Genomic DNA, 25,148 nt, shown 5'->3' on the forward strand with positions numbered 1-25,148 from the left:
TTACATTTATGCAATCCACAAACCTGATAAACTATCAGGTTTTTATTTTTCACTCCTCCATCTCTTTATTTGATCTCCCCTAGCTTTTCTAAGTGAAGCCGATTTTGACCGACGACGACACTATGCCTGCGATTCGACTGTCTCGATAAGACGGCCGCCAGGAACGCAAGCTCTAGTGCCCCGCCAGTCATCCTTGAAAACATAAAATTCCTGCATATGCGCATGTTTTTTCTTGTTGGGGGCCAAAATTTTCAAAATTCCTGCAATTCTGCAGGAATTTTCGACAAAATCGGCTCGGTTCTCTAAAATCGCCAGAAACGCCTGCAGATTTGCATCTTTTTTCGAATCCATCTGGTGATCTGCCTAAAATGCCTGCAGATTTGCATCTTTTCGGAGTTATAAGGGTTGGAAAGTGCCCCTGGCCGGCCCCTTGATCTCCGTGAGTTCAATACGATTTTTTTTCTACTACGATATCTTAAGGGGCACTAGTCCCTTCCCCTCCCCTTGCGAACTCTTCACCGCCTCCTTTTCCATCGTTGCCGGCTGGACGCTTACCTATGGAGCTTATGTGGACAAGCGTCAGTCCCTTGGAGCGGCTACGCTTGCGATCGGAGCCGGGGTCTTGATATATGCGTTCATCGCGGGTCCGTCCCTCGTCTTCATGGCGCTCCCCGCCGCATTCTCGGCGATGCCGCTGGGAGCCTTCTTCGGCGGACTGTTCTTCGTACTGTTGGCGATAGCGGCGTTAACTTCCGCGGTATCACTGCTTGAAGTACCGGTGTCCTTCGCCATGGATCGTTGGGGCTAGGGACGGGTGAAGTCGGTAGTACTGATCAGCGTCTTGGTGCCGCTGGTCGGACTCCCTTCGGCCTTCTCCTTTGGAATCACGTTGGCTCTAACGGATATGGGCGGGAAAAGTTTCTTTGACTGGCTTGATTTCATCACATCGAATATTCTGTTGCCGATAGGCGGACTCATTACTACCGTCTTTGTGGGATATTTCTGGAAGAACGCTGTTGAAGCCGCAGGGCTTAAAGCGGGCTGGTTCCGGGTGTGGCTGTTCATGGTCGGTATATCGCTCCGGTACTCGTGTTCCTGATGCTGCTGCACACCACCGGAATTCTTAAATTGTAGAAAAAACAAAGGCAATCTTCAGGTGGTGCGTCACCGTGAAGATTGCCTTTGTTATTGTTTTTTTCATTTTACCTTTTTCCCCCAAGAAACAGCGCATAAATAAATTCCTGCTGTGGCAAACTTTGGTTGTCGATGATGCGGAATTCAAACAGCGCTTATGAGCCGGGTTAACGGGGGAAGATCCAGGATGTCCAATAAAGAAGCCGCCATACCGACGGGGAAACTCGTCCTCGAATTGGATCGCAACGTTCAAACGCTGCAGGACGTATTCACCGATTGTGCCGATGTGATCTTTCGGCAACTAACCGTGGTAAACGGAACGAAAGCGTGCCTTATCTATATCGGCGGATTAGTGGAAACGAAGGAATTGAGTGACAATGCCCTTCGCCCGTTCATTGAAGCCTCCACCGCTCTCGGGGACGAGTCGTCTCCGGCGAAGCTTCTGAGTGAAAGTCTTCTCTCTGTTCCGTCCTCCACCACCTTCACGCGGTTGGCCGATATCGTCAGCGAGCTAACGGAAGGCAGCGCCGTTCTGTTGATGGATCAATGCGCCGAAGCGGTTATCGTTCACGTCAAGGGTGGCTCAAGACGATCTGTCGAGCAGTCGACGACGGAAGTAAGCATCCGCGGTCCGAAAGAAGCGTTTACGGAGGATATTCAAAAAAATACCGCCCTCCTCCGCTTCAAAATGAAAACACCTCAGCTAAAGATGGTATCGGCCCTCGTTGGGGAGCAAACCAAAACGACGGTGTATGTCGCTTATTTAAAAGGTGTGGCCGATGAGCAAATCGTTCAAAAAGTGTTGGAGCGCATTCGGGCCATTCAAATCGACGGCATCCTTGAAAGCGGGTATATCGAAGAGTTTATCGAAGATCATCCCTTTTCCCCCTTTCCGCAGCTTCAGTACACGGAACGGCCGGATACCGCCGCGGCGATGCTGCTGGAAGGACGCGTGATCGTTCTGGTCGACGGTACACCGTTTGTCCTGTCGGGGCCAATCACCTTTTGGCAGTTGATGCATTCTAGCGAAGATTACTATGAACGTTATTTTATCGGGAATTTGTTGCGATGGCTTCGTTACAGTTTCTTATTCGTTGCGCTGTATTTGCCCGCTCTGTATATTGCCGTGACGACGTTCCATCAAGACATGTTGCCTACCAGCTTAGTGTTCAGCATCGCAGCGGCACGGGAAGCGATTCCTTTCCCCGCCCTGATCGAGGCGCTGATTATGGAAATTTCGTTCGAAGCGCTGCGGGAAGCGGGCATTCGGTTACCGAAAGTCATCGGACAAGCAGTCAGCATATTAGGAGCATTGGTGATCGGACAATCCGCCGTGGAAGCGGGAATCGTGTCCGCCCCGGTGGTGATCGTCGTTTCTTTAACGGGTATCGCTTCGTTTACGATTCCTAGGTTCAATTTGGCGATTACTGTACGGATGCTTCGATTTCCGTTGATGCTGCTTGCCAGCATGTTTGGAGTTTATGGCGTCGTCATGGGGACGGTTTGGACGGTGATCCATCTATGCGGACTGACCTCTCTTGGTGTACCGTACCTCACCGGGGTCGCGCCATTCCGCAAGGGAGATCAGAAAGATATTCTGATTCGCGCCCCTTGGTGGGCAATGAGCCGGCGTCCGTCCTTTTCGTCGCGTAACCGTAATCGGATGAAGAACGGAAGGCTCTCGCAAGGCGGTGATTCAAAGGATGGTGGAAAGTCTCCATGAAAAAAATGGGTATCTCGATCGTTTGTCTGGTGCTGCTGGCCGGTTGTTGGGATCGGAAAGAAATCAACGACGTTGCCTTTATCGTTGGCTCCGCCATCGATATGGAAGATGGAGGCTATCGCAGTACGATGCAGATTGCAGCGGTCGGACAAATGGGAGGTCCGCAGGGCGGCGGCGGAAGTTCGGGTTCGAAAGCATGGCACGTAGAATCCGCCTTTGGTCGGACGATCCCCGCCACAAGGGAGGCGGAACAGAAGCATCTTTCGCGGATTCTCCACTTCTCCCACCGCCGGGTGCTGATCGTCAGTGATTCGCTTGCTCGGCAAGGCGTCATTCCTCTATTCGATTCGATTTTCCGGTTTCCCCAAAACCGGTTGAGTTCGTTCCCGCTCGTTGCGATGGGCGAAGCCAAGGAAGTGCTCACCGCGGAAGCTCCGCTCGAGAGAACCCCTGCGGAAATGATTCGTGAACTTGCTCAAATGGCCACGCTTGAACCGATTAACATGCGAATCTTTGTGTATTCCCTGTTGACCGAAGGGATTGACCCGATCGCTCCGGCGATCCGTAAAATTCCGGCGGCGGCGAATTTGAAAAAGGACCAAAAGACTACCGTTGAGTTGGCGGGGATTGCTGTATTCAAACATGATAAATTAGCGATCATACTGGAGGACCGCTTAGCTACCGGTTTATTGTTGGCGATGGGTCAAGCGCGGAATCCGGCGATCGAAGTACTGGTTCCAGGAGAGGAACGGAAAAAAGCTGTTCTACAGATGACTAAGCCCGAGTCGCATATTCGGCCGGTGCTCAAGAACGGCCGGATCGAGATGGACATTTCGTTGACCATGACGGCGAACCTTGCCGAAAATACGTCCGATTCTGATACAACGGACTACCGTCGGCGCGCCCTGTTGGAGACTGCGGCGGAGCAACAGGTCACCCGGTTGGTCGAAGACGCCGTCGCCGCCTTGCAAAAGCATAAATCGGATGCTCTAGGCTTCGGAGACGCGGTGCACCGGCGTTACCGAAACCACTGGACCCGCCTGCGCGATCGCTGGGAGGAGTCCGAATTTCCCCAAGTCAAGATTAAAGTTAAGTCAAACGTTAACATGGAAAATGACGGAGCGTTAATTCGATCGCTCGACCGAAAATCAAAGGAGTTGAAACCTTCCTCATGAAAGATTTAGCCCCGGTCGTCGTCTTGATTGTTTTTTCCCTCATTTCGGAGTGGAAAGAATATAAATCCGCCTCCGCGGCGAATCGGTGGTTTGCCGGGGTTCTATATACAGCAAGCATTCTAATCTGGGTTTGGATGACGAGCCGCCCCGATTTCCCGCGACCGGGGAATTGGATGGACGGTATCTTTCGTTAGGAGGTTTCCGGATGCAACAAAACGTTTCCAAACTGCAAACGAATATGATCGCCGTGCTGTTTATGGTGTCTATAGGGATCAAACATCCGCCTGTTCCGATGATTCTTGCGGCACGGCAGGATGCCTGGATGGGATACATAATAGCGGGAATCGCAGTTCTTCTTCCCCTGGGGATAATGGACGCTGTGCAGCGGCGGTTCCCGAATGTTTCGCTGGTTGACGCCATGATTTCACGGCGGCCTTGGGTCGGTAAAGGCGTTCTTCTCCTTTACGGATTCGTCTTTATCTTTACTATTTCACACGACATCCGTTTTCTGGTCAGTTTGCTGAATGTTTACCTGCTTCCGATGACCCCTTTGTTCATCCTTGCCAGTACCGCGGTCTTTACGGCCGTGCTTTTCGCCAAAAGCGGCATCGTCGTAACGGCTAGAGCGAGTGTCATTCTGGGGCCGCCATTCGTGATTATGGTGTTTTTCCTTCCGGCACTTTTGACAGGACAAGCCCGTTTGGCTTTTTTAAGCCCCGTGCTGGAGCGTCCGCTCGGCGTCGCGGAAGCGTCCGTTTATGCTTTCGGCCATTTTGCCGAGCTGATGCTGATGCCTTTGTTATTCGGACAACGGACCTTCCGCCTTGCTGAAATATTGCCTGGCATCGCCGTCGGGATCACCGTCACGACCATTATGATTTTAGGTGAGTTGGTGCTGTTCGGCCCCGACCTCACGACGATGTTTTGGGATCCACCGTATGAACTGATCCGGCAACTCCGGGTTACCGATTTCCTGGATCGGCTCGATATGGTGATCGCGGCGGCGTGGATGCCCACGGCGCTGCTGAAAATCGGGATCACCCTTTATTTTTTGTGCCAAGTCACATGCTTAATGATACCGAATTTGAACGCCAAGCTGGCCGCAGCTCCCGTCGGCATATTGGCTCTCGTTTGTTCCATGTGGTTCTTCGATTCGGCCGTGCAACTGGGCGAGTTAACGGAGACCCGTCCCATCCTGTTCGGAGCCTTCGCACTTCTCGTTCCGTTACTTCTATTCGCGTTGCTCCGGCCCAAGAAAACGAAGAACAAAGTACTGAATGGAAAGTGATCCACGACTGTTATTCATTTTTCGGCTTTTTACTATATGGAGCAAACCACCCCAGGAGTGCAATCACAATCAAAACCCCATAAAAAATAAGTGTCCACGTTGTACTATGCGGGAAATGCGGATCCAATATTCCAATATCTTCATGAGCAAGAGTAATTACTGTAAGCTTGACCCCCACCCAAGCAACGATGGCATAGGCCGTCGTCTCCAGAGAGGGGCGCTGCTCCAGCAATTTCACAAACCATGTAGCCGCAAACTTGATCAGAATCAATCCGGCAATGCCACCAAGTACGATGACGATAAACTGTCCTCCATCCATCCCTCCAAACTCCCCCAGCGGGGAATCCGGCAGACCCAAAGCAAGAGCTACCGCCGCAAGTATGGAATCGATGGCAAAGGCCAGATCCGCAAAGGCGATCTTCCCGACGGTAGGCCAAAAGCCTTTGCCTGCGGGTGGTTCTGCCGTTTCACCATGCAGCGGCTCCGGATCTTTACTTTTACGCGCTTTAATGATGTGTTTTAATCCGAGATACAAAAGATAAATTGCGCCAATCGCTTGTACTTGCCAAACATTGGCTATAAAGGAAATGGCAAAAAGAGCGGCGAACCTAAAAACAAAAGCCATAAGGATTCCGTAATTTATCGCTCTTTTTCTCTGTTCAGCCGATAAGTGTTTTGCGATAACGGCCAATACGAGCGCGTTATCCGCCGACAACAAACCTTCCAGCCCAATCAGAATAAGCAAAGCCCATACATATTGCAGCCAAAATGTGTCCAATCAGCAGTGCTCCTTTCGTTTGCTCTCTCCCGGCGTCGGATACGTCTTAATCGTCATTTATTATTTGATATTGCTGTCCGCTTTATCACACAAAATTGAAAAGGTCCCTGGGACTCCAGGGACCGGAAGGATCGGCTATTCATTCCGTGCCTTACGTTGGATCGTTTAAAAGTCTGCATGAAAATCATCTACTTATGAGAACTTATGAGGCTTTGTTTTTAAATACAGAAAACATAAAGTATAGACATATAACATGTAGCAACAACCCGCTTAATAAGAAAACATAAGCTAGGGATGGGGCGTTTTCTTTGGTCAGTTGCAGAACCTTGGCCGGCCAGTAGCTAGGCAGCCAGGCTCCTAATACCTGCCAGTAACCCGGAACGAAGTACGCCACCACCGGCCCTGCTACTAATATCCCTCCCAGTTTGGATAGGGCCAACCCCTCCACCTTATTCGCGGAAAAAGTGGCAAGGAATAACGCGAGCAGCGGCGATTCCAGGGCCAACAACAGCAATGTAATCAAGGTGAGCGTGTTCCAATCAATCGCCTGCAAAGCGGAAAAAGACAAATAAAGCGCGGATAAAGCAACGCATAGCACAAATGGAAGTAACATTCTATACAGCAAATAACCTTTTCGCATCAAAGGAGTAACTGCATAATAAACAATCATGTTTTCGTCGCGTTCGTCAAGCATAAGCAGGCCCGTAAGCATACCTGTCAACATAGGGATAGTACTAGCCAGGAATAATGCGGCAAAGCCACGGTAATGTTCGACTTGGAATGCATAATTCACTTCGACCCAATGGATGGCTGGAGGAGAACCGTATCTTGATAAAATCAGGAGCACCAACGGTCCGAACAGGGCTGCCATCAACACGGGATCTTGCCACGCGTGTCGAAAATCCTTAATTAGAAGAGTTTTATATATTCCCACGGACGCCACCTCCTTTGCCCGCTTCCCTCAGTATAAAACAGGAAAATGAGCGGTGAGCCCAGAAATAAACCGCAACATTCCAAACCGTTAAAATTGTTAGGGAATACAACATATTTCCAGGTGATCCGTTATGGTCAAATTGAAGCAACCGCAGCGTTCCTTCAGTGGGAAGCCCCAAAAACAGGTTTGAATGCCAGAGATCAAAAAAGCCGAGCAACGGAAGGACAACCGGCATCGCATAGACCTGTGTCATTAAAATGAAGCTATTCACGGTTCTATAGCGTGCGGCTACGCCAATCGATAGTAAGGTCATAAAAGTTGAGGTTAGAACAACCCCCGCAGAAAAAGCGAATGAAGAACTCGGGAGGCTGCCGCTCGACAAATGGATGATCCATCCCGCGGTAAGAGACAATACCGTCAACGACGTCGCCTTCGACAGCAAATAGTCCCGCACGTAAACCGGAGTTACGAACAGTGGATCGTGGATGCCCTGGTCTTTTTCCAGCAAAACTATACCGCCTGCAAGAATAAGTCCCAAGGCTGCGGGATCACTGAAGGTAAGTACCGTGGCCGTAATTTCCCGATAATTTTCGGGAACGAAACGAAGCAGAATCCAATAGCAGAAACAAACGAACAAATAAACCCCGTAAAAACCGTGACGCCATTGGAAACGCAGATCAAACAAGAATAAGGATACGCCTTTCATACAAGCTGCCTCCCTGTAACCTCGATGAATATTTGTTCGAGGGTTGCCTCTTGCGAATGAATGGTTTCGGGCGGAGATTTCCGGATGAGCCGAAGAAACTGATCATTATCCCCGAGTCGATCTATAGGGAAAACCGCTTCCACGATTTTCCCCTCCTCTCGGTACTCCACACGAACCGCCTTTTTTCCCTTGCGTAGTTTCAATTCTCTGGGCGAATCGATCAATTTGATTTCCCCGTCGACGATAAAGGCCACCCGATCGCAGAGTTCCTCTGCCGCCTGCATGTGGTGCGTGGTGATAAGGACGGTCTTGCCGGCCGCCCTTTTAGCCATGATCAAATCCTTCATCCGTTTGGCGTTTACAGGGTCCAACCCGGAGGTCGGTTCATCCAGAAAGAGAATGTCCGGATCGTGCAGTATCGCTCGGCAGAAGTTTAATCTCATCTTCATGCCCTTTGAAAGCTGGGAAACCTTCATGTTTGCGGCAGCCGCAAGATCGACCTGTTCCAGCAATTTCATGGGTTCCTCGGTCTTTCCCTTATAAAGTGACCGAAACAAATTTAAATTTTCAAGCACCGAAAATTTGTTGTAAAAGTTCGGGAATTCAAAGGCAACCCCTATTCGCTCGTAGTACTCGGGGCCGATATCGCGAATTTCATGGCCCATTACTTTTGCACTTCCCTGATATCCCTTCAGCAAGCCAATAAGCAGCTTTTGTGTCGTACTTTTACCGGCGCCCGACGGGCCCAAGAAACCAAAAATCTCCCCGCTTGGAATGACAAAGTCAAGACCGCGTAGCGTTCGCTCCTTCCCGTTTGGATACGTAAACTGAAGTCCGCTTACTTCGATCATGACTTTCCGTCTCCTTTCGGCTGCTTAGACACGGCGAGCATGCCGGCCGACAATAAATCGACCAACAGTTCGATCGTTGCCGTAAATTGCGCCTCTCCAATCTCATTCTTGTGCAGTGCCAGAAGCGCCAAGGCTCGGACCATGCCTACGATGGACTCCGGTGCAGTCTCAGGTAAAATGCCGGCTTTCTTCCATGCCTGGATCACAGGTAGAAGTGCATCCTGATCCTGGGTAAAGTTTCGTTCGAGCATGTGCTGGGGCAGTTTCCTGAGTAATAGGTCCATTTCTCCCCGATCCATCATTTGTCTGAGCAACGGGCTTTCATCCATCAATCTTAAGGAATATAACAGAAAGCGCTGAATACTTGCCCTGGTGCATACATCATTAGGAGGGAACAATTCCAGAACGGCCTTGCGGATACGCTGCTCCTCCTCCTGAAGCAGTTCATAATATAGTTCCTCTTTCGATCCGAAAAACATGTAGAACGAACCTTGAGCGATACCCGCGGCCCTCGTTAATTCTTCAACGCTCGTTTTTCGGAGCCCTGCTTTCTCAAATAGATGGCGTGCCTCCGTCAACAGCTTTTGCCGGATCCATTCGCGTTCCTGATCGGTAAATTTTTTGGGCATCTAAAATCGCACATCCTCTACATTACATTCGTCATTGTGTATCTGTGAATATTTTTATTTTATATTCATAAAATAACGCTTCTAGTCCAAAATGTCAATGGATTGGACCTCCTGCATCTTTTGGGTACAATATTATGGAGATTCTATTTTTGAAGAGGGGTGCCGCTATGCATCACTTTAACGAGGTTTTCGTTCAACTCTTGATTTTACTGGCCATTTCGATGGGGGTAATCGCATTCGCCAAAAAAATGAATCAACCTTACTCCATAGCGTTAGTTATAGTAGGCTTACTTCTCGGTTTGATACATATACCAGTCCTGGATCAAGCCGAATCGTTCATTACCCAATCTAATGTGTTTCAGGCGATTATCATCTCCCTGTTCCTTCCTATCCTGCTGGGCGACGCCACATTAAAACTCCCTTTCTCGCATCTGCGGGAACAGAGCAAACCGGTCATTGCCCTTGCGTTCGGAGGCACTCTGCTTTCCTTTCTCCTAATCGCCTTTGCCATGTATGGTTTGACGGGGCTGCCGATCGTTGTCGCCTTCACATTCGCGGCGCTCATGAGCGCTACGGATCCGATCAGCGTCATCTCCATCTTCAAGTCTTTGGGAGTACCCAAGAAAGTTGTCACCATTATTGAAGGAGAATCACTTTTTAATGACGGAATTGCCGTCGTATTATTCCAGATTTCCTCCATATATTTGCTCACCTATATGGAAATGGGCTGGGGAGGGGTTGGCAGCGGTGTCTTGCTTTTTCTGAAGTTCAGCCTAGGCGGTATCGCGGTTGGCGGCATTTTGGGATATCTTTTTTCCCAGCTCATTCGCTTTTACGATGATTATCCGTTGGAGATCGCCTTTTCCATGCTCCTCTTTTTTGGAAGTTTCTTTATTGCCGAGCATTTTCATGTGTCCGGCGTGATCGCCGTTGTCGTAGGCGGGCTGATCTTCGGCAGTTACGGGGCGCGCATTGGCATGTCCGAAACAACAAAGACGAATATCAACTCGTTTTGGGACGTGATTACGTTAGTGGCCAATTCACTGATTTTCCTCATGATCGGACTTGAAATCAAGCATATTGATTTTACGGACAAGTGGGCCTTAATCGGCGCGGCCATTCTTATTGTTCTAGTGGGCAGAACGTTGGCCGTTTATACAAGTCTCTACTCTCTGAAAACCTTCCCCTCTTCCTGGAAGTTAATTCTAAATTGGGGTGGATTAAAAGGCAGCTTGTCGATTGCCCTCGCACTGAGCCTGCCCCCGAGCTTCGAAGGACGCGACGAAATCCTGGTGCTGACCTTCAGTGTTGTGATGTTCTCACTACTTGCGCAAGGGCTGAGTATTAAGCCTTTGGTAAAAAGACTGGGGTTAGCTAAAGGACCGATAGAAACAGGCATGGATAAGAATTAAGAGCGACTTTAAATCGAACCTTCATATCTACTTTTAGAGCTATTTAACATAAGATTAATTACGATAATTTCATAAACTTATCGCTTAATCCCCTTAGGGGAGCGGGGGAACCACGGCCATTGGCCGTTTCAAGGGGTGAATTCTTTCTGGGAAAGGAAGAACGGGAACTCTCAATCCCGAATCCGACAGCTAACCTCGTCAGCGTCTTGGGAGAGAACATGTTTGTAACTTAGTCTAGTCCATGCTTCGAAAAACCGAGCCTGGTGGCAGAATGTCTCTGCCTCCGGGCTTTTCTAATGCTTGATAAAAATTTTTTATTTATCCCAACAGAACGGAGTGGATCCGGTGAACAAGCAACTGGAGAATGTGAGTGATAATCCACAGCATTCCGCTTTTTTAAAAGCAGAGTCCCTTATAAACAGGCTAAAAAAGAACACGACGCCTCCCCAACTCATTATGATCGTTTTTTTCATTTTAATTTGGATGGGCACGGCCTTGCTGACGCTTCCCCATTCTTCCTCCACTGGGAAATCCGTCGGACTCCTGAATGCTTTATTTACAGCCACCTCGGCGATATGTGTGAACGGCCTAATCGTGGTGGATACCGGTAGTGTCTATTCGCTTTTTGGGCAAATCGTCATTATGGTCTTGATTCAGATTGGCGGGCGGTGCGTTTTTTCTATAGTATCCCTTCCCTGGGTATTCGTCTATCTTACAAAAGAAAGCCAACCGGTATTTGGTATACCGGTTGGCTTTTGTTTAGCTTCTTAACTGGCTATTTACTGCTCATCTCCGGCAGCGATCTCCACGCTGCCGTTCTTATGCACTCGCAGGTTCCGGGAGGCCGATTCGATATCGGGCGCCGCCCAGCTCGCTGGATGGACATCGGACCAACTGGACTCGCCGATCGCCCGGCGATCCAGCAGCGGGCGATCGAACAGCCGGTTCAGTACAACGATGGCTTCCGCGCGTGACATCGTCTGGTTCGGACGGAATGAACCATCCTCGTATCCGAGCATGTATCCCGCCTCACGTACCGCGTTAATGGCGCCGGCCGCCCAATGGCCTTGGGTATCGGTAAACGCTTCACTTGTATTGGTAAGCTCAAGTCCTTGCAGTCTGGACGCAATGACCGCCATTTCCGCGCGGGTCACTCCAGCCTCCGGGCGGAACCGCCCGCTCAGATCGCCGGAAAGAATGCCCGCACCGGTCAGTTGGAGAACCGCTTTCGCGGCCCAATGCGACGCCGCCAGATCGGAGTACGGATTTACACCGGCGCCTTCGCTGAATTCTGTTTGAATGGCGATCAACCTGGCCATCTCGGCGCGCGTAACGGATTCGGCAGGGTGGAATTTCCCGTCCGGATAACCGGAGATATACCGTAAATAGGTTTTGTAGTCCGCTTCCGTAGAAATAATCGTGAATGTGCTGAATTTCCGGACGTCGATTTCAATGCCGATCGGATGCCCTGTTTCATCGTAAACCGGCTGTCCGAACTCGAGCTCTTTCTCTCCGTCGCTGTGTTCGATGAACACCGCCAAACCGTTTAAGAAGTTCTTGCGATCCTGGGCATCCTCAGGAAGATCAATGCCCGTCAACGGAAACATGACTTTCGTAGCCCGATTTGTGTAATTCGTTTCGATCGTCATCGGTTGACCGACGGCACGCGCGTTCCGGCCCATGGCGTACTCCCGAAACTCCTGTGCCGACTCTACCCGATCTTGAACCGTCTCGGTTTCGGACGGTTTACGAATCGGGACGACCCGGAAATAAAGGTCTTTTCCATCATCGTTCAGTTGGCCTAACGAATCTATAGGCAAACTGATCTTGGCACCGCCCGCCTCGATGGCGAGCCCCAAATTCCCCTCTTTAAGCTTCAAAAGAGCTTCCTTGGAAATACTGACATTGACTTCATCGGCAGGCTGGCCGGGGATGTCGTCGACGACGATTCTTGCCATGCCGGCGCCGGTGGCTGCGGCTTTCGCCACGATTTCGTCAGCCTTTGATTTTCCGAATGTCACCGAGTCTACGGCAACCCCGTTCTTCAGGGTACGGGTAATTTCGACCCGCGCAACATTCTCTTCTCTCTCCCCTGCCATTACCTTGGCCTGACGGATTGCCGGGGAGGGACTTGTCGGAGTAAGTGCGCCCGGGGGATTGGAATTTGAGTTCGAATCTGAATCCGAGGACGGATTCGAACCGGAACCTGAATCTGGCCTTGGTCCCGGCGTCGGAACCGGATCCGGTTTCGTATCAGGAATCGGCTCCGGGTTGTTTGGCATGGCCGCTCGCGTAATATCCAAGTCATATATTTTAATAGCTCCGCCTGGGGCCGTGACAATGAGGGTCACCGGATTGCTCCCGATGGCCAGGGACAAGCTTCTTGAAGTTCCTGTCATTCCGTTAATCGTCACGGTTGCCGCCGGATCTTCCGTTTGAGCCGAAACAGTGACGGAGCTTGTGCCACCGGGAACTTCGGCGAAATAAGACGTAACGCCGGGTTCGAACAAAGGGGTCAAGGTTGCGGAACCGATCGACAAATCCACCAACTCGCCGGATACGACCTGGACCGTCCGGGTGGTTTCCGGGGCGGCATTTCCACTATTATCCTCTACATTGTATCGGAGAATATAAGGTCCGATTTCGCCGGAGTAAACATCCCCCGTTACGGTAACCCGCTCCGTCAAATCACCGTCGACTTCGTCTTCGGCGGAATAGCCGGGTTCTACATATGGCTCACCCTTCAACAGATACATTAACGGTTCGCCGGCCAATGTAATAAACGGCTGATCTTCATCCAATATATAAAAACTGGCTTCCGCCGTATGCGTTCTCGGGTCGTCATTGTCACCGGTTCGACCGTTATCGGTTACCGTATAATTGAATTTGGCCAGGCCGGTGAACTGCTCCGACGGCCTGAACTCGACGCGGCCGTTGGCCAGTTCGACCGTCCCTCCTTCCACCGCTTGAACGTCGGTAATCGTCAAGGACTGCCACAGCGCTTCATCGGGAGGGCCGACCTCATCGTTAGCCGTAAGTTCGTTAAAGGAGAAATTGACTTGCTCGGTCCCTTTCTTGACCTTGCCTAATCGGTCATCTTTCGCCACTGGCGCGTCATTGACTTCGGTCACATGGACGACCGCTTCCGCTGCATCGCTCAGCAATGCTCCATTCCCATCGGCCGCCGCCTGAACCATGAAGCCGAATCCCGAGCTTCCATGGGCGTTCTCATTAGGCATAAACTTCAAGCCGTCGGCACCTTCCAAAACGGTGATGAACTCCCCGTCCTGGATCGGTGTTGAACCGTTATGCTGGAACAGCCTTCCCCCGGTGATCCCGCTGATTTTAAAATGCGTCGCCGGGGATCCTCCGCCATCCGTCGGGATTATCACGAGACCCGTTGAATTCATGGTATCTTCTTCCGTCTCCGCCCCGGTAACTTGCGGACGATCGGTGAGCGGAGCTACGGTGATGAACGCAAGGGCTTGGCTTTCCACCCCGCCGTCATCCTCTACCCGATAACGGAACGAAGCGATATCCCGAAAACCCGGTTCAGGCGTGAACACCACATTACCGAAGTCATCAAGACGCACATCTCCGCCGCGAACCTTTTCCACCGAAGTAATCCGCAGCGTTTGTCCAAACTCATTATCCGCTCCTTTGCTGTCGTTTTTGAGCAACTCGGACGCAAGAATCGTATGTTCGCCCGAATTCTCCGGCACCGCTTCCAGATGATCGTCATCGACCGCCACCGGAGCGTCGTTAACGGTATTAACTGAAATCGTCACTTTCGCGGGGTCGCTCAGCCCCCTGCCGTCTTGACCGGTCGCAGCCTGTACCTTAAACGAGAAAGCGTCTCCGGCCTGGCTGTTGGCGTTAAGGTTTGGTGAGAACTTCAGTCCGAGCGAACCTTCGCTCATGGTTACATAACTGTTTGCCGGAATCGGGGTAGTGCCGTCGTTTTTGTACAACGTGCCTCCCTGAATATCGGTGATCTTCAAATACTGGACATCCACTCCGTCAAAAGCGTTTCGTCCGATCTGCAAGCCTTCGGAGGTTTGTGTGTCTTCCTCCGTGACGGCATCGGTTACGACGGGGATGTCCGCCACCGAGCGGATCGTGAACGAAACGGTTGCTTCCGTCTCTTCCGGCGACGGCTCACCATGGGTCGTCCCATTATCCGTCAACTTATATTTGAAGCTCGCCGCGCCGTTATAGTTCGGTTTTGGCGTAAAGACCAGATCGCCGCCATCCAACCTGACGGTTCCGCTCTCCGAATCGTTAACCGGCTTAACCGTCAAGGTTTGGTCGTTCTCGTTGAAGGCGCCGGCAGAGTCGTTTTGCAGCAAATGAGAAATCGGGATACGCACGGGAGCGGCGTCTTCGTCAATATCGTCCCACGTATCGTTGAGGGCGACGGGAGGATCGTTAACTTCGGTCACCGTAATTTGAGCGTGCGCCTTTCCGCTTAATTTTTTGCCATCGGTCTCCGGAGCGGCCTGCACGGAAAACCCGAATCCGGAAGTACCATACGCATTAGGACTCGGCGTGAATTTCAACCCTTCCAGTCCTTCGGAAACCGTAATGAAGGAACCTTCGGCAATAGGAGCGGTCCCATTGGTTTTAAACAGGATTCCCCCGGTGATTCCGGTAATTTTATAGTAGTTGGTTGGCGCCCCGACCGACGAGTTTGCCGTAATGACCAGACCGTTTTGGGTCTGCTGGTCTTCAGCCGTCGTGGCGTCGGTCACGCTTGGGATGTCGGAGACAGCTTCGATCTGGAAGGTGACCGTAGCTTCATTTTCACTGGTCTTCGGGTCGGGATTTCCCCCGGTCAATCCGTTATCTTGTACCTCATAAGTAAAAGAGGCCGGTCCTGCGTAATTGTGCGCGGGCGTGAAAATAACGCTATTTCCGTCTTGGGAGATCTTTACCGTGCCGACACTCGGGTCAGTTGAGACCGAAGCGATCCGCAGCGTATCGTTCTCGTTCACCGCGCCCGAATCGTCATTCCCGAGCAATTGCGAGGCGGGGATCGTATAATCCCCCGAATTTTGTTCGATCGACGGAAGCGCGTCGTCATGCGCGATCGGGCTGTCGTTCACCGCGGTGACAGTAATGCGCGCCTCAGCCGTGCCGCTCAAACCTTTACCGGTAGCGTCCTGTGCCGCTTGCATCAGGAAAGAGAAGGCTCCGTCGCCGCTGTTGGCGTTTGGATTCGGGACGAATTTCAAACCGGCCGAACCTTCCGCCGAAGTGATGAATTCTCCATCCTGGATGGCGACCGTATCATTAAAGCGGTACAATTTACCTCCCGTAATGTTTGTGATCTTGAAGTGCGTCACATCCGAGGTATCTCCCGGAACCTTGGCAACGACGAGCCCTTCAGCCACAGCATCTTCCTGAACGGTCTCGGAGATCGCGCCTGGCGGTTGGGACGGCGTAACGGGCGGAGCCGCATCTTCCGTTACCAACACAAGTTCCGGTTGATCGAAGGGGGCATCATTGGAATTATAGAATATTTCCAGATAGTCCACGTTTCCGCCAAATGTCTCATTCGCAAGCAAGGCAAAAGAAACGATCCCGTCCGTTTGCCGCGAAACAAAATCGGTGACATCGTATTCAAGCCAGCCTGGCTGAAGATCGCTCCCCGTTTTCGTTCCCAACGCTTGGTCCGTATCATTCAGGGGAAAGGAATCGCCCCAGCTATCGACCGTGGATCCATAGAGCGTCAAAAAAGGAATCAGTTCAGCATCACTTTTTTCAATAGCGTCGACTTTAATGCGCAATTTAGCCGAGGTAACCGACTGCCCGGTGAGATCGGGCAGCTGGAATTGGAGTGCCGACCGATAATACGCCATTACGGCATCCGCCGATTTTCCCACAAGGTTCTGCTCTATATCCATGATAACGTTGGGCGGCTTTCCCCAAGTTCCGTCCTGCAGCAATGTCGGCTGCATCGGGCTTGCCTGGGCCTGCCCATAGAAAGCATGTTGCGGAGTCAAAGCGATAAGCGATGAAACCGCGAGGATGGCGATCTTTTTTTTCATCTAAAAAACTCCCCCAAAAACCCAAAATGTTGAGCAAAGACCGCACAGTGTTCTGTTTTTTCGTGACGGTATGTGAGAATCATTGTATAGAAACATTCGACAAAAGTCGACATATTTTTTACCACTCTGACCTGGTTTCTCCAACAGCGATTTTCCGATGTAGAAAATAAAAAAAAGCGCCAATGGCGCTATGAAAGTTTCATTTTCAGGCAGAACCTAACCCAACTTATGTTGGAGTATAAACGCCAGTTCTTCTACGCTCTCCCAAACAATGGGACGAATCTCTTCAATTCCGGGAAGTTGTACATGGGCCTCACTGCTGTGGTGCACAGTCCAAATGATCGGGATATTCAAACCGAACGCATAACCGGCCGCAAAATAAACTTCGGGAGAATACCCCGTTAAATCAACGATAAGCCGTTTACTCTCCGACATCCTTTCCAAAGAGAATTCCTCTTCACGGTTTTTCGCACCCGAAAGCGTAACAACGCGAGGCAGATAGCCGTACTGCTCGAATTTGGCAGCAATCCGTCGAGCCATTCCGACCGCAGCTCTTCCTGAACAGGAAGGAGAACGGAGCACGGGGTCCGTTTTTTTCCTCCGGCGATAGCGGCCGCTTCGCTCCATCCCTTTTCGGTAAGCTGAAAACTGATCCCCTCTCGGATGAGCAGATGCTCGTTCCTCAACTTATCGATAATGTACACCAGTTCTTGCAGATTGGGAGAATACGTCAGGTTATAGTTGCTGGAGAGCGGATGAATGACGACCGATTCCCCCGGATTGCTGGCATGTCTGTATAAGTACTGAAGTAGCCGACGTCCTTTGTCCTCAAGAGTCAGGGGAATCTCGGGCGAGTTTGCGATGGTTTCCAAATCGCTGACGGTTAGCGTGACCTTATCATCGGAGTCCGTCCGCTCCCGAATATAAGCGGATATCAAATGAAACATCTCTCTCTTCTTTTGGTGCGTGAACGACTGGATAGCTTCGTAGCTGTCTGACCGCAGGCTGTAGTATCCGCCGGGAGAACAGGAGCAGCCTATATATCTGTCATAATTGCTTTCCGATTTAGTAGGGACAATCTCATCGCAAAATAGACATTGTTTTTTCATCATGTTAGCTTATCACCTCTTCACGGTTTGCTCCGCCCCCTACCTTACCAAGATTTTTTCAAAAAATAGACAAGAAAAATTTCCCTGAACCCAGTCAATAGGGAACTTAGAACCCCTTTTCCGCGACTATTCTAATCCGGCACTCCCCTGATGCTGCAGATATACGATCAACTCGCTGCGGCTGCTGAGCTCCAACTTGTCCAAAATATGCGAGACGTAATTCTTCACGGTACCCTCGGTTAAGAACAAGGCTTCGCCGATTGCTTTATTGCTCTTGCCCTGCTGAATCTCTTTGGCTACCTCAAGCTCCCTTGGCGTTAACAAAGCGGAGAGATCTATACGCGGAGGAGGCGTACTTTCTATTGTCACCTTGTGGAGCGCATGGACAATCTTGGAAGAGACTTGAGGATGAAGCAGCAGATTCCCGTCCCGGGCCGCAAGAATAGACTTCATAATTTCCTTTGAACTGGAATCTTTCAAAATGTAGCCGGAAGCCCCGCCTTTCAGACCGTTAACAATATACTCATCTTCATCAAAGGTTGTCAGGATAATGATCTTAATGTCCGGATATCGCTCCTTAACGGCTATTGTCGCCTCGATGCCGTCCATGACCGGCATTCGTATATCCATCAGGATCACATCCGCACTAACCGACTTAAGTAGTTCCAGTAATTCCACCCCGTGTGCGGCCTCGCCTATAATACGGACGTCTTCGTATAAACTCATGATCATTTTCAGACCGTCCCGGACCATTTCCTGATCATCCGCGATAATAATATCTATCATTTCATACCCTCCTCTTTTCCCGAAGCATACGGAAGATCAGCCGCGATGGTAAAGCCAGATCTTGGCCCGGAGCTGAATCGTACCGTTCCTCGAAGCAGCCGGATTCGTTCCTCGATCCCGCGCAGACCGTGTGATTTTACGATACTCGTGCAATTTGCGCCGTTATTCTCCACAAGGACCTTAATCATTGAACCGGTTTTGTCAACTGCGATACTAATCCAGAACCGCTCGGCCTGCCCATGTTTCAGCCCATTTGTCACGGCTTCCTGTACGGTTCTGTATATTACGTCCTTAAGGGCGGGAAGTGCTTCTTCACATGCGGGATCAAAATGCAGATCAAACTTCAGATTACTGACCATTTTCATACTGCGGATCAATTCATTTATGGATTCTTGCAGTTGAACCCCCCGGTTAAGCGCATCCTCTTTCAGTACTGAAACCGCCTTGCGCAGTGAAGAAATAGCAGCCTGCGAAATATCGAGCGCTTTATTTATCGCTTCGGCCGAGCGGTAAGGTCGATTGTCCAGTACTTGCCCAGCGAACTCCAAGTGCATCTTTAGGGCTACAAGGGAATGACCAAGATTGTCATGAAGTTCCTGGGCAATGTCTGTCCGTTCCTTGACAATCGTGATTTCTCTTAGTTGTCTGGCATTCTCCAGCAGCTTGATATTGGCGGTAAGCAGTTCTTCATTTAGCGACTTGACTTTGTTCTTCTCCAATTGGTTCTGCCGGAAAAGGAAGACGACAAGCAAAGTGGCGAGATAGGAAAGTAAGGTATCCTGAAGGCTGCTATTAAGTGAATATACAAGTCCGAGATAAACGGCGGCATGAAGGGCGAGGAGCCATAGCCTAACCATAGCGGCGCCCATAAACATTTCAAAGATGGGAAATATGTAATAAATATTCGTGGCAAAACTATCTAACAAGTACACATACAAAGCGATAGATAAAATGCTGAATGCCAAAGACAGCTGATAGAGTCCATTGTTTCTTCGATTCTTTAGGACGTATACCCGCAGCAAATCGTTCAACTGAATCAGCATGAGGCCGAATAGCAGCCAAATAAATTTTGATAAAGTAAAATGCTTATTGGAAAGCATATCGATGGCAATGGTCAGCACTACTACGATTCGAAGAATCCAGATGGTTAAATTGGTTTTGACCAGGTTCATGATACGTCATCCTTTTTCGGTTTCTTATCTTAGTAGTATACAAGCTTGGGTTCCGGAGGAATAGATTACGAAAGTAATGAGTGTGGAATGACTAAAGTCTATATGCGTGAAGGGACACTGAGGTTAGAATGGGATTCAAGCAAAATAATGAAGACAGGAGTGGAATTTCATTGATCTTTTCAACACAAGCACGAACAAATGCTAAAGTCCCGTTTCTCTATGCCCTTACCGTCCTTGCCATTACCTGGTCGATTGCCTGTATTCTATTTGTCCAACCCGAAAATGGCGTACGCTATTTTGCGGTGATAATGGCAGTACCGGCGATTACCGCCATTTATTTTGACAAAATCAACAACACCCGGACGACCTGCTTTCACAAACGCATGAACATCAAAGCTCTTGCCTTCGGGATTTTATACCCGCTTCTATTTATCATCTTATCGGCCGGAATTGCCGGGATGACCGGCTTGGCTCAATCTAGCACGGCTCAGTGGTTTTCTTGGGACCACGTGATTACGACGCTGGTGACAATCTTTTTCAACCTGTTTACCGTACTCGGCGAAGAATACGGCTGGCGCGGTTATTTGCTGCCTAAGCTCACCACGGTTTACGGCAAGGTTAAGGCTGTCTTGACAATTGGCATCATATGGGCACTTTATCATGCCCCGGTAGTTTATCTTTTAGCCAAAGCGACGGGGATGGAGCATCCTTTACTGGTTACAGTCGTTCAGTTTGGAGTCGTCTTTTTGCTTAACATGCCTTTCTGTTATTGTTACTACCTGTCCGAAAATTTGATTCCCGTCTTATTCATCCATTCCGTATGGAATGTTGTAAATACTACAGTTCTTGGAGACATCTATAAAAACACGCAAGGAATCATGCAGGGCAATCTTCTGCTTATTAACGGAGAAGGTCTGATCGGACTTATACTAGGGCTGGTTGTCATGCTGATTTATTGCTTGGTGAGACTAAAAATTAATAATACTCGGTAAGCATTCGAGCATTCGCTCTAGCAAGTCGTTCTGTGCTTGGCGGGAGGAAGGGGCGATTTGTGCCGGTGGATAGCTCGGCGCTCCAGCATACCCTGACGGCTTCACCGTTTCTCTTTGCTGGCAGCTCCCTTCCGGGATATTCGGCTGTCTTTGCTCTTCACTCGAACGCATCGGTTTCCTCTCTCCTTTCGGCTTACGACCTTCCGCTTTCCGGCGTCCCGTACTTACGCACTATGGCCTCTGCTGACTCCTGTGGATTCAGCGCAACCTCTCGGTTGCGGTTACGAAGTGACTTCGCATTTTTCTTTTCCCACAGGCCTCCCCAGATAAGAGCGTCATCTTTCCGCCCGCGACCACGGGAGTCTACAAGATTAGCCCTTGGCGGCTTTGGATTTTGTTGTGTCTAGGCAACTCATCCGACTAATCCTGCCTCAAATCCAATTCGTGTACCTTGGCCCGTGCTTTTGCCTCCGGCTTCCTTCAGATTCCACCTCGCGATGGACACCCTTGCTTTTGGCTAACGGTAGGCGCTCGCCAGCCCCCGTTCGGGACTCTCACCCTAGAGATGACGCCCATGCTGGGCGTACTAGCAAAAGAACCAGAATCCCCGATGGATTCTGGTTCTTGGTTTTTAAGACAGTGATTATCAAAGCAAACTGCGCTGCAGCGTCTATCGCTATCGCTTAGAACTTTTCAGGAAACTGTTTGACAATGCCTTCTGTCAGGATGTCCGCAAAATGAATCATATGGATCTCGTTTTTGTCGGTTGCTGCAATATCCGCTTTCCAATCTCCTTTGATACAGTTCAGGACTATTTCCGTAATCAACTGAAGGTGCGTATATAGCATATCTTGCATGGTTTTAAACGGCCAGTTTGGATTCGCTGCGCTTAAAAATTCGGCGATATCGTCAGCGTTTCTATGCCAATCCGTCTCTAATTTTGCTACATCCGCCTGATTGCCCGCTTTGGCCGCCTCGACAATTTTCCCTGCGATCAGAATATGTTCCCTCAGAAGATCAGCCAACTTGTTGCCGGCGGCTTCCCCGTAATAAGGTTTGATCACATTGCCTATATCCTGCTGGTTCCGCAAAAGCCGGTTCAATACGTCCTTCTGGTCCGGACGATTAGATATGGCGCTGACGATATAGCTTCTCGTCCATATTGTATGGTCGATCCAAGCCTTCTGCATTTCGCCTTTCAACTGCACCATTTTGGGACTTAAACAAGTCGAATCCTTCTTTTCGCCAGCCTTCGCTTGCACGGATACTACTGCCGACGTCTGGCCAATAACAAGCGCCAACGTTAACAGCGACGCCAGCAACCATTTATTTTTCACTTCATCTGCTCCCCTCTGCGTTTGGATAAAGCATTCTCTTTTATTATGGTTGCGTTATCAGGTTAAATACAGAGGGTTAGTCAGCGTACGAAGCGAGGGTGTATCCTATTCCGTTGCTTTTGCTTTTACCAAGGGACATCCCCGATATTATGCATAATCTTGTCGATCTCCTGAAGATCGGCTGTTGATAGCGGATCCGCATGTACCGCCTGGACGTTTTCTTCGATTTGGCTCACACGGCTTGCACCGATCAGCACTGAATCGACGCCGCCTTCGCGCAGTGCCCATGTCAGCGCCATTTGCGGCAGCGTTTGGCCGCGGCGCTTCGCGATCGCCTCCAGTGCGCGAAATTTGTTGATCCGCTCCTGAGAAACGGCCTCCGGTTTCAGCGTGCGTAGGCCCGTTTTAAACTCCAGTTCCAGCTTATCGATATATTTTCCCGTCAACTGTCCGCGACCCAGCGGGCAGAAAGCCACTGTGCCGGCTCCCGCATCAGCCAGTACGTCCTGCAGTCCGTTCTCGATCCACCGGTTCAGCATGGAATACATAGGCTGGTGAACGAGCAGCGGTGTACCAAGATCCTTAAGGATCGCAGCTGCTTGTTTCGTCTCCTCCGGTCCGTAATTGGACAAGCCGACATAAAGCGCTTTTCCTGACTTTACGGCGTGGGCAAGCGCTCCTATCGACTCCTCTAACGGGGTATCACCATCGGGACGGTGATGGTAAAAGACATCTACATAGTCGAGTCCCATTCGCTGAAGGCTGCGGTCCAGGCTTGCAAGCAGGTTTTTTCTCGATCCCCACTCACCGTACGGACCAGGCCACATGTAAAAGCCGGCTTTGGTTGAGATAAACAGTTCATCCCGATAAGGTGCAAGGTCCTTTTTTAAAACGCTTCCAAAGTTCTCCTCGGCCGATCCGGGAGGCGGACCGTAATTGTTCGCTAAATCAAAGTGCGTGATACCAAGATCGAACGCCCGTAATATCATTGCCCGACTATCCTCAAACGGTTTGTCCCCGCCGAAGTTTTGCCACAAGCCGAGCGAAATGGCCGGCAGCCTGACGCCGCTTCGTCCGATCCGCCGGTACTCCATTTTCTCGTATCGATTCTCTTGCGCGTTATAAGTCACCTGGTTTCATCCTTTCTTATATTTTTGCCGAAATGTCCACCTCGAACGCCAACATTCGACGTGCCCGGAGGAATGATGTATATGTCACAAGGTTTAGGATCTAACATCAGGCAACTCAAGTATATCTTATAATTCATGCGGATTGGAATGTCACTGTGATAAAAGTACATGTCATAATGTTATTACACTCTTTCAAATTCGGTCCAGTATAAATCCATTGTTATGAAAACAATTTGTTTGATGCTAAAATAATCAATAACAACTAGTCTCGGAGGAAACAGGTACGACATGTTCAAAATGAAGCTCTTCATCACACTCGTTATACTTATATTATGTACTCTAGGGTTTGGACTGACAGCCTCGTTTGTTCAAGACAACACATTACGCAATTTTGATACAGTTATCATTTCATGGATTCGCCAATGGGAGTCACCAGCTTTGACGATTCTTATGAAGTTTTTTACAACTATCGGAGGGGGACTTCCGGTTCTTCTCCTGATAATCACGGTAATGTTCGTTTTATATACAGTCCTGGGGCACCGGAAGGAACTGATTTTTCTGGCCGGTGTGATGTTTGGCTCAACCCTGATCAATTGGGGACTAAAGCTGCTGTTTCATCGGGCGCGACCCGTCATTCACCGAATTATCGAAGCTGAAGGCTACAGCTTTCCGAGCGGTCATTCCATGGCTGCGTTCAGTTTTTACGGTGCCCTAGCATTCCTGATATGGAGTCATGTGTCTACTTCGTTAGGCCGCTCGGTAGTCATCCTTTTGAGTACTCTGTTTATATTCGCCATCGGAATCAGCCGGATCTATTTAGGAGTTCATTACCCGACTGATGTAATCGGAGGCTATTTCATTAGCGGCTGCTGGTTGACCCTAAGCATCATGTTGTATCCGAAGTTTATGTCACGACATTCCTGAGCAGGGACAGCGGTTCCATCCCGCTCGACTCTATAGACACAACTTATGCTGGAGAATGACCGACAGTTCTTCAACGTTATCCCAAGCTATTGGACGGATCTCATTAACTTTTACATGAAGCGTATCGGCATCCCTGCTGTTCACGGTCCAAATGACCGGAATGTCCAAACCCAGCGCATATCCCCCCGCAAAATACACTTCGGGAGATTGACCCGTTAAATCGGCAATAACGAGTTTACTGTCCGATATCATTTCCATGAAGCGCGCTTCACGGTTCTCCGTTTCCTTATGTGTAAGCAAGCGCGGCAGATAACCGTACTGCTCGATTATAGGGAACAGCCCGGCCAGCCACTCCGTACGCAAATCCCCCTCATCCGGGATAAGAACAGAGCATGGCTTCAAGTTTTTTCCTCCGGCGCTGGCGGCTGCTTCGTTCCATCCTTTTTCAGTAAGCTGAAAGGTGATCCCTTCCCTGATGAGCAAGTGCTCGCTTCTCAGCTTATCAATGATATATACCAACTCTTGCAGATTGGGGGAATACGTCAGGTTATAGTTGCTGGAAAGCGGTTGAATGACAACCGTCTCCCCCGGACCCTTAGAATGTCTGTACAAATACCGGAGTAGACGATTTCCTTTGTCTTCAATGGTCACGGGAATTTCGGGAGATTTCGCAATGGAATCCAAATCGTTGACGGATAGAGTGACCTTTTTATTACCATCCGTTTGCTCCCGGATATAAGCGGATACCAAATGAAACAATTCGCGTTTCTTTTGGTGCGGGAACGATTGTATAGCTTCATAGCTGCCTTTCCGCAGGTTATAGAACCCGCCTGGTGAACAGGAACAGCCCATATACTTATCATAATCGCTTTCCGAAATAGCGGGAACAATCTCATCACAGAACAAACAGCGTTTCTTCATCATAGTAACTCATCACCTTTTTTTGAATGCTATGCTCCTACCTTACCAAGATTTCTTTAAAAAAGTGACAAGAAAATTTTCCCTACATTTCGGTCAA

At 49.8% G+C, this 25,148-nt stretch carries 22 protein-coding genes, 1 pseudogene and 1 riboswitch; of the genes and pseudogenes, 10 read left to right on the forward strand and 13 right to left on the reverse strand.

The features are described 5' to 3' along the window. Positions 1–120 precede the first annotated feature (120 nt). Entirely contained in the window at positions 121–351 is a 231-nt protein-coding gene (locus V4U84_RS16740; RefSeq protein ID WP_334074539.1) for a hypothetical protein, read from the reverse strand. A gap of 172 nt (positions 352–523) precedes the next feature. Between V4U84_RS16740 and V4U84_RS16745 the strand changes: the two are divergent. The 6 genes and pseudogenes from V4U84_RS16745 to V4U84_RS16770 form a co-directional block, all read left to right on the forward strand. Further along, positions 524–1,134, forward strand: a pseudogene (locus tag V4U84_RS16745) (SLC5/6 family protein); the annotation flags it as partial. A gap of 35 nt (positions 1,135–1,169) precedes the next feature. After that, positions 1,170–1,295 carry a hypothetical protein gene (locus V4U84_RS16750; protein WP_334074540.1) on the forward strand — a complete coding sequence of 42 codons (126 nt, stop codon included), beginning with the start codon at positions 1,170–1,172 and terminating at the stop codon, positions 1,293–1,295. Between the two features lie 26 nt (positions 1,296–1,321). After that, positions 1,322–2,857, forward strand: coding sequence for a spore germination protein (locus V4U84_RS16755; RefSeq protein WP_334074541.1), 1,536 nt, complete (start codon positions 1,322–1,324; stop codon positions 2,855–2,857). Continuing rightward, positions 2,854–4,032, forward strand: coding sequence for a Ger(x)C family spore germination protein (locus V4U84_RS16760; RefSeq protein WP_334074542.1), 1,179 nt, complete (start codon positions 2,854–2,856; stop codon positions 4,030–4,032). The genes V4U84_RS16755 and V4U84_RS16760 overlap by 4 nt, the downstream gene beginning before the upstream one ends. Further along, positions 4,029–4,226 carry a hypothetical protein gene (locus tag V4U84_RS16765; RefSeq protein WP_334074543.1) on the forward strand — a complete coding sequence of 66 codons (198 nt, stop codon included), beginning with the start codon at positions 4,029–4,031 and terminating at the stop codon, positions 4,224–4,226. Before V4U84_RS16760 ends, V4U84_RS16765 begins: the two co-directional genes overlap by 4 nt. A gap of 11 nt (positions 4,227–4,237) precedes the next feature. Beyond that, entirely contained in the window at positions 4,238–5,320 is a 1,083-nt protein-coding gene (locus V4U84_RS16770; protein WP_334077574.1) for a GerAB/ArcD/ProY family transporter, read from the forward strand. Positions 5,321–5,330: 10 nt separating this feature from the next. On the opposite strand, the gene V4U84_RS16775 is transcribed toward V4U84_RS16770, so the two are convergent. The 5 genes from V4U84_RS16775 to V4U84_RS16795 all read right to left on the reverse strand — a co-directional run bounded on the left by V4U84_RS16775 (position 5,331) and on the right by V4U84_RS16795 (position 9,218). Then, the gene (locus V4U84_RS16775) at positions 5,331–6,098 is read right to left on the reverse strand and encodes a TerC family protein (RefSeq protein WP_334074545.1); all 768 of its coding nucleotides are present in this window, start codon (positions 6,096–6,098) and stop codon (positions 5,331–5,333) included. Between the two features lie 202 nt (positions 6,099–6,300). Continuing rightward, positions 6,301–7,032: a hypothetical protein gene (locus V4U84_RS16780; protein ID WP_334074546.1), complete on the reverse strand. Its 732-nt coding sequence runs from the start codon at positions 7,030–7,032 to the stop codon at positions 6,301–6,303. Continuing rightward, positions 7,019–7,738: a fluoroquinolone export ABC transporter permease subunit gene (locus tag V4U84_RS16785; protein WP_334074547.1), complete on the reverse strand. Its 720-nt coding sequence runs from the start codon at positions 7,736–7,738 to the stop codon at positions 7,019–7,021. Before V4U84_RS16785 ends, V4U84_RS16780 begins: the two co-directional genes overlap by 14 nt. After that, positions 7,735–8,589, reverse strand: coding sequence for an ABC transporter ATP-binding protein (locus V4U84_RS16790; RefSeq protein WP_334074548.1), 855 nt, complete (start codon positions 8,587–8,589; stop codon positions 7,735–7,737). The genes V4U84_RS16785 and V4U84_RS16790 overlap by 4 nt, the downstream gene beginning before the upstream one ends. Continuing rightward, positions 8,586–9,218 (reverse strand): TetR/AcrR family transcriptional regulator, encoded by a 633-nt coding sequence (locus tag V4U84_RS16795; protein WP_334074549.1) that lies wholly within the window; start codon positions 9,216–9,218, stop codon positions 8,586–8,588. The genes V4U84_RS16790 and V4U84_RS16795 overlap by 4 nt, the downstream gene beginning before the upstream one ends. A gap of 167 nt (positions 9,219–9,385) precedes the next feature. Between V4U84_RS16795 and V4U84_RS16800 the strand changes: the two genes are divergently transcribed. Continuing rightward, positions 9,386–10,630 carry a cation:proton antiporter gene (locus V4U84_RS16800; RefSeq protein ID WP_334074550.1) on the forward strand — a complete coding sequence of 415 codons (1,245 nt, stop codon included), beginning with the start codon at positions 9,386–9,388 and terminating at the stop codon, positions 10,628–10,630. A 71-nt stretch (positions 10,631–10,701) separates the two neighbouring features. Further along, positions 10,702–10,850: riboswitch (cyclic di-AMP (ydaO/yuaA leader) on the forward strand. A gap of 125 nt (positions 10,851–10,975) precedes the next feature. After that, the gene (locus tag V4U84_RS16805; protein ID WP_334074551.1) at positions 10,976–11,401 is read left to right on the forward strand and encodes a potassium transporter TrkG; all 426 of its coding nucleotides are present in this window, start codon (positions 10,976–10,978) and stop codon (positions 11,399–11,401) included. A gap of 8 nt (positions 11,402–11,409) precedes the next feature. On the opposite strand, the gene V4U84_RS16810 is transcribed toward V4U84_RS16805, so the two are convergent. The 4 genes from V4U84_RS16810 to V4U84_RS16825 all read right to left on the reverse strand — a co-directional run bounded on the left by V4U84_RS16810 (position 11,410) and on the right by V4U84_RS16825 (position 19,747). Beyond that, a complete protein-coding gene (locus tag V4U84_RS16810; protein WP_334074552.1) occupies positions 11,410–16,680 on the reverse strand; it encodes a tandem-95 repeat protein in 5,271 nt (1,756 codons plus the stop codon). A gap of 401 nt (positions 16,681–17,081) precedes the next feature. Beyond that, positions 17,082–17,792, reverse strand: a complete 711-nt coding sequence (locus tag V4U84_RS16815) for a hypothetical protein (protein ID WP_334074554.1) — start codon at positions 17,790–17,792, stop codon at positions 17,082–17,084. 123 nt (positions 17,793–17,915) lie between these two features. Further along, the gene (locus tag V4U84_RS16820) at positions 17,916–18,572 is read right to left on the reverse strand and encodes a response regulator transcription factor (protein ID WP_334074669.1); all 657 of its coding nucleotides are present in this window, start codon (positions 18,570–18,572) and stop codon (positions 17,916–17,918) included. Next, entirely contained in the window at positions 18,572–19,747 is a 1,176-nt protein-coding gene (locus tag V4U84_RS16825; protein ID WP_334074555.1) for a sensor histidine kinase, read from the reverse strand. Before V4U84_RS16825 ends, V4U84_RS16820 begins: the two co-directional genes overlap by 1 nt. Before the next feature lie 170 nt (positions 19,748–19,917). Here V4U84_RS16825 and V4U84_RS16830 point away from each other — a divergent pair, with 170 nt between their 5' ends. After that, positions 19,918–20,739: a CPBP family intramembrane glutamic endopeptidase gene (locus V4U84_RS16830; RefSeq protein WP_334077575.1), complete on the forward strand. Its 822-nt coding sequence runs from the start codon at positions 19,918–19,920 to the stop codon at positions 20,737–20,739. A 683-nt stretch (positions 20,740–21,422) separates the two neighbouring features. On the opposite strand, the gene V4U84_RS16835 is transcribed toward V4U84_RS16830, so the two are convergent. Both V4U84_RS16835 and V4U84_RS16840 read right to left on the reverse strand, forming a co-directional pair. After that, on the reverse strand, positions 21,423–22,076 hold the full coding sequence (locus V4U84_RS16835; RefSeq protein WP_334074557.1) for a glycosyltransferase: 654 nt from the start codon (positions 22,074–22,076) through the stop codon (positions 21,423–21,425). Positions 22,077–22,201: 125 nt separating this feature from the next. Beyond that, positions 22,202–23,206 carry an aldo/keto reductase gene (locus V4U84_RS16840; protein WP_334074558.1) on the reverse strand — a complete coding sequence of 335 codons (1,005 nt, stop codon included), beginning with the start codon at positions 23,204–23,206 and terminating at the stop codon, positions 22,202–22,204. A gap of 288 nt (positions 23,207–23,494) precedes the next feature. Between V4U84_RS16840 and V4U84_RS16845 the strand changes: the two genes are divergently transcribed. Beyond that, a complete protein-coding gene (locus V4U84_RS16845) occupies positions 23,495–24,130 on the forward strand; it encodes a phosphatase PAP2 family protein (protein ID WP_334074559.1) in 636 nt (211 codons plus the stop codon). Between the two features lie 30 nt (positions 24,131–24,160). Here V4U84_RS16845 and V4U84_RS16850 read toward each other — a convergent pair whose 3' ends face one another. Then, a complete protein-coding gene (locus V4U84_RS16850; protein WP_334074560.1) occupies positions 24,161–25,054 on the reverse strand; it encodes a hypothetical protein in 894 nt (297 codons plus the stop codon). Positions 25,055–25,148 lie beyond the last annotated feature (94 nt).

The sequence above is a fragment of the Paenibacillus sanfengchensis genome (genome assembly GCF_036864765.1).
Lineage (GTDB): Bacteria > Bacillota > Bacilli > Paenibacillales > Paenibacillaceae > Fontibacillus > Fontibacillus sanfengchensis.

Bases quoted from the DNA above. Each gene is read 5' to 3' on its own strand.
- V4U84_RS16755 (WP_334074541.1), top strand. From the start codon at position 1,322: ATGTCCAATAAAGAAGCCGCCATACCGACGGGGAAACTCGTCCTCGAA.
- V4U84_RS16795 (WP_334074549.1), bottom strand. From the start codon at position 9,218: ATGCCCAAAAAATTTACCGATCAGGAACGCGAATGGATCCGGCAAAAG.
- V4U84_RS16765 (WP_334074543.1), top strand. From the start codon at position 4,029: ATGAAAGATTTAGCCCCGGTCGTCGTCTTGATTGTTTTTTCCCTCATT.
- V4U84_RS16850 (WP_334074560.1), bottom strand. From the start codon at position 25,054: ATGATGAAGAAACGCTGTTTGTTCTGTGATGAGATTGTTCCCGCTATT.
- V4U84_RS16740 (WP_334074539.1), bottom strand. From the start codon at position 351: ATGGATTCGAAAAAAGATGCAAATCTGCAGGCGTTTCTGGCGATTTTA.
- V4U84_RS16785 (WP_334074547.1), bottom strand. From the start codon at position 7,738: ATGAAAGGCGTATCCTTATTCTTGTTTGATCTGCGTTTCCAATGGCGT.
- V4U84_RS16825 (WP_334074555.1), bottom strand. From the start codon at position 19,747: ATGAACCTGGTCAAAACCAATTTAACCATCTGGATTCTTCGAATCGTA.
- V4U84_RS16770 (WP_334077574.1), top strand. From the start codon at position 4,238: ATGCAACAAAACGTTTCCAAACTGCAAACGAATATGATCGCCGTGCTG.
- V4U84_RS16760 (WP_334074542.1), top strand. From the start codon at position 2,854: ATGAAAAAAATGGGTATCTCGATCGTTTGTCTGGTGCTGCTGGCCGGT.
- V4U84_RS16815 (WP_334074554.1), bottom strand. From the start codon at position 17,792: ATGATGAAAAAACAATGTCTATTTTGCGATGAGATTGTCCCTACTAAA.
- V4U84_RS16845 (WP_334074559.1), top strand. From the start codon at position 23,495: ATGTTCAAAATGAAGCTCTTCATCACACTCGTTATACTTATATTATGT.
- V4U84_RS16800 (WP_334074550.1), top strand. From the start codon at position 9,386: ATGCATCACTTTAACGAGGTTTTCGTTCAACTCTTGATTTTACTGGCC.
- V4U84_RS16790 (WP_334074548.1), bottom strand. From the start codon at position 8,589: ATGATCGAAGTAAGCGGACTTCAGTTTACGTATCCAAACGGGAAGGAG.
- V4U84_RS16810 (WP_334074552.1), bottom strand. From the start codon at position 16,680: ATGAAAAAAAAGATCGCCATCCTCGCGGTTTCATCGCTTATCGCTTTG.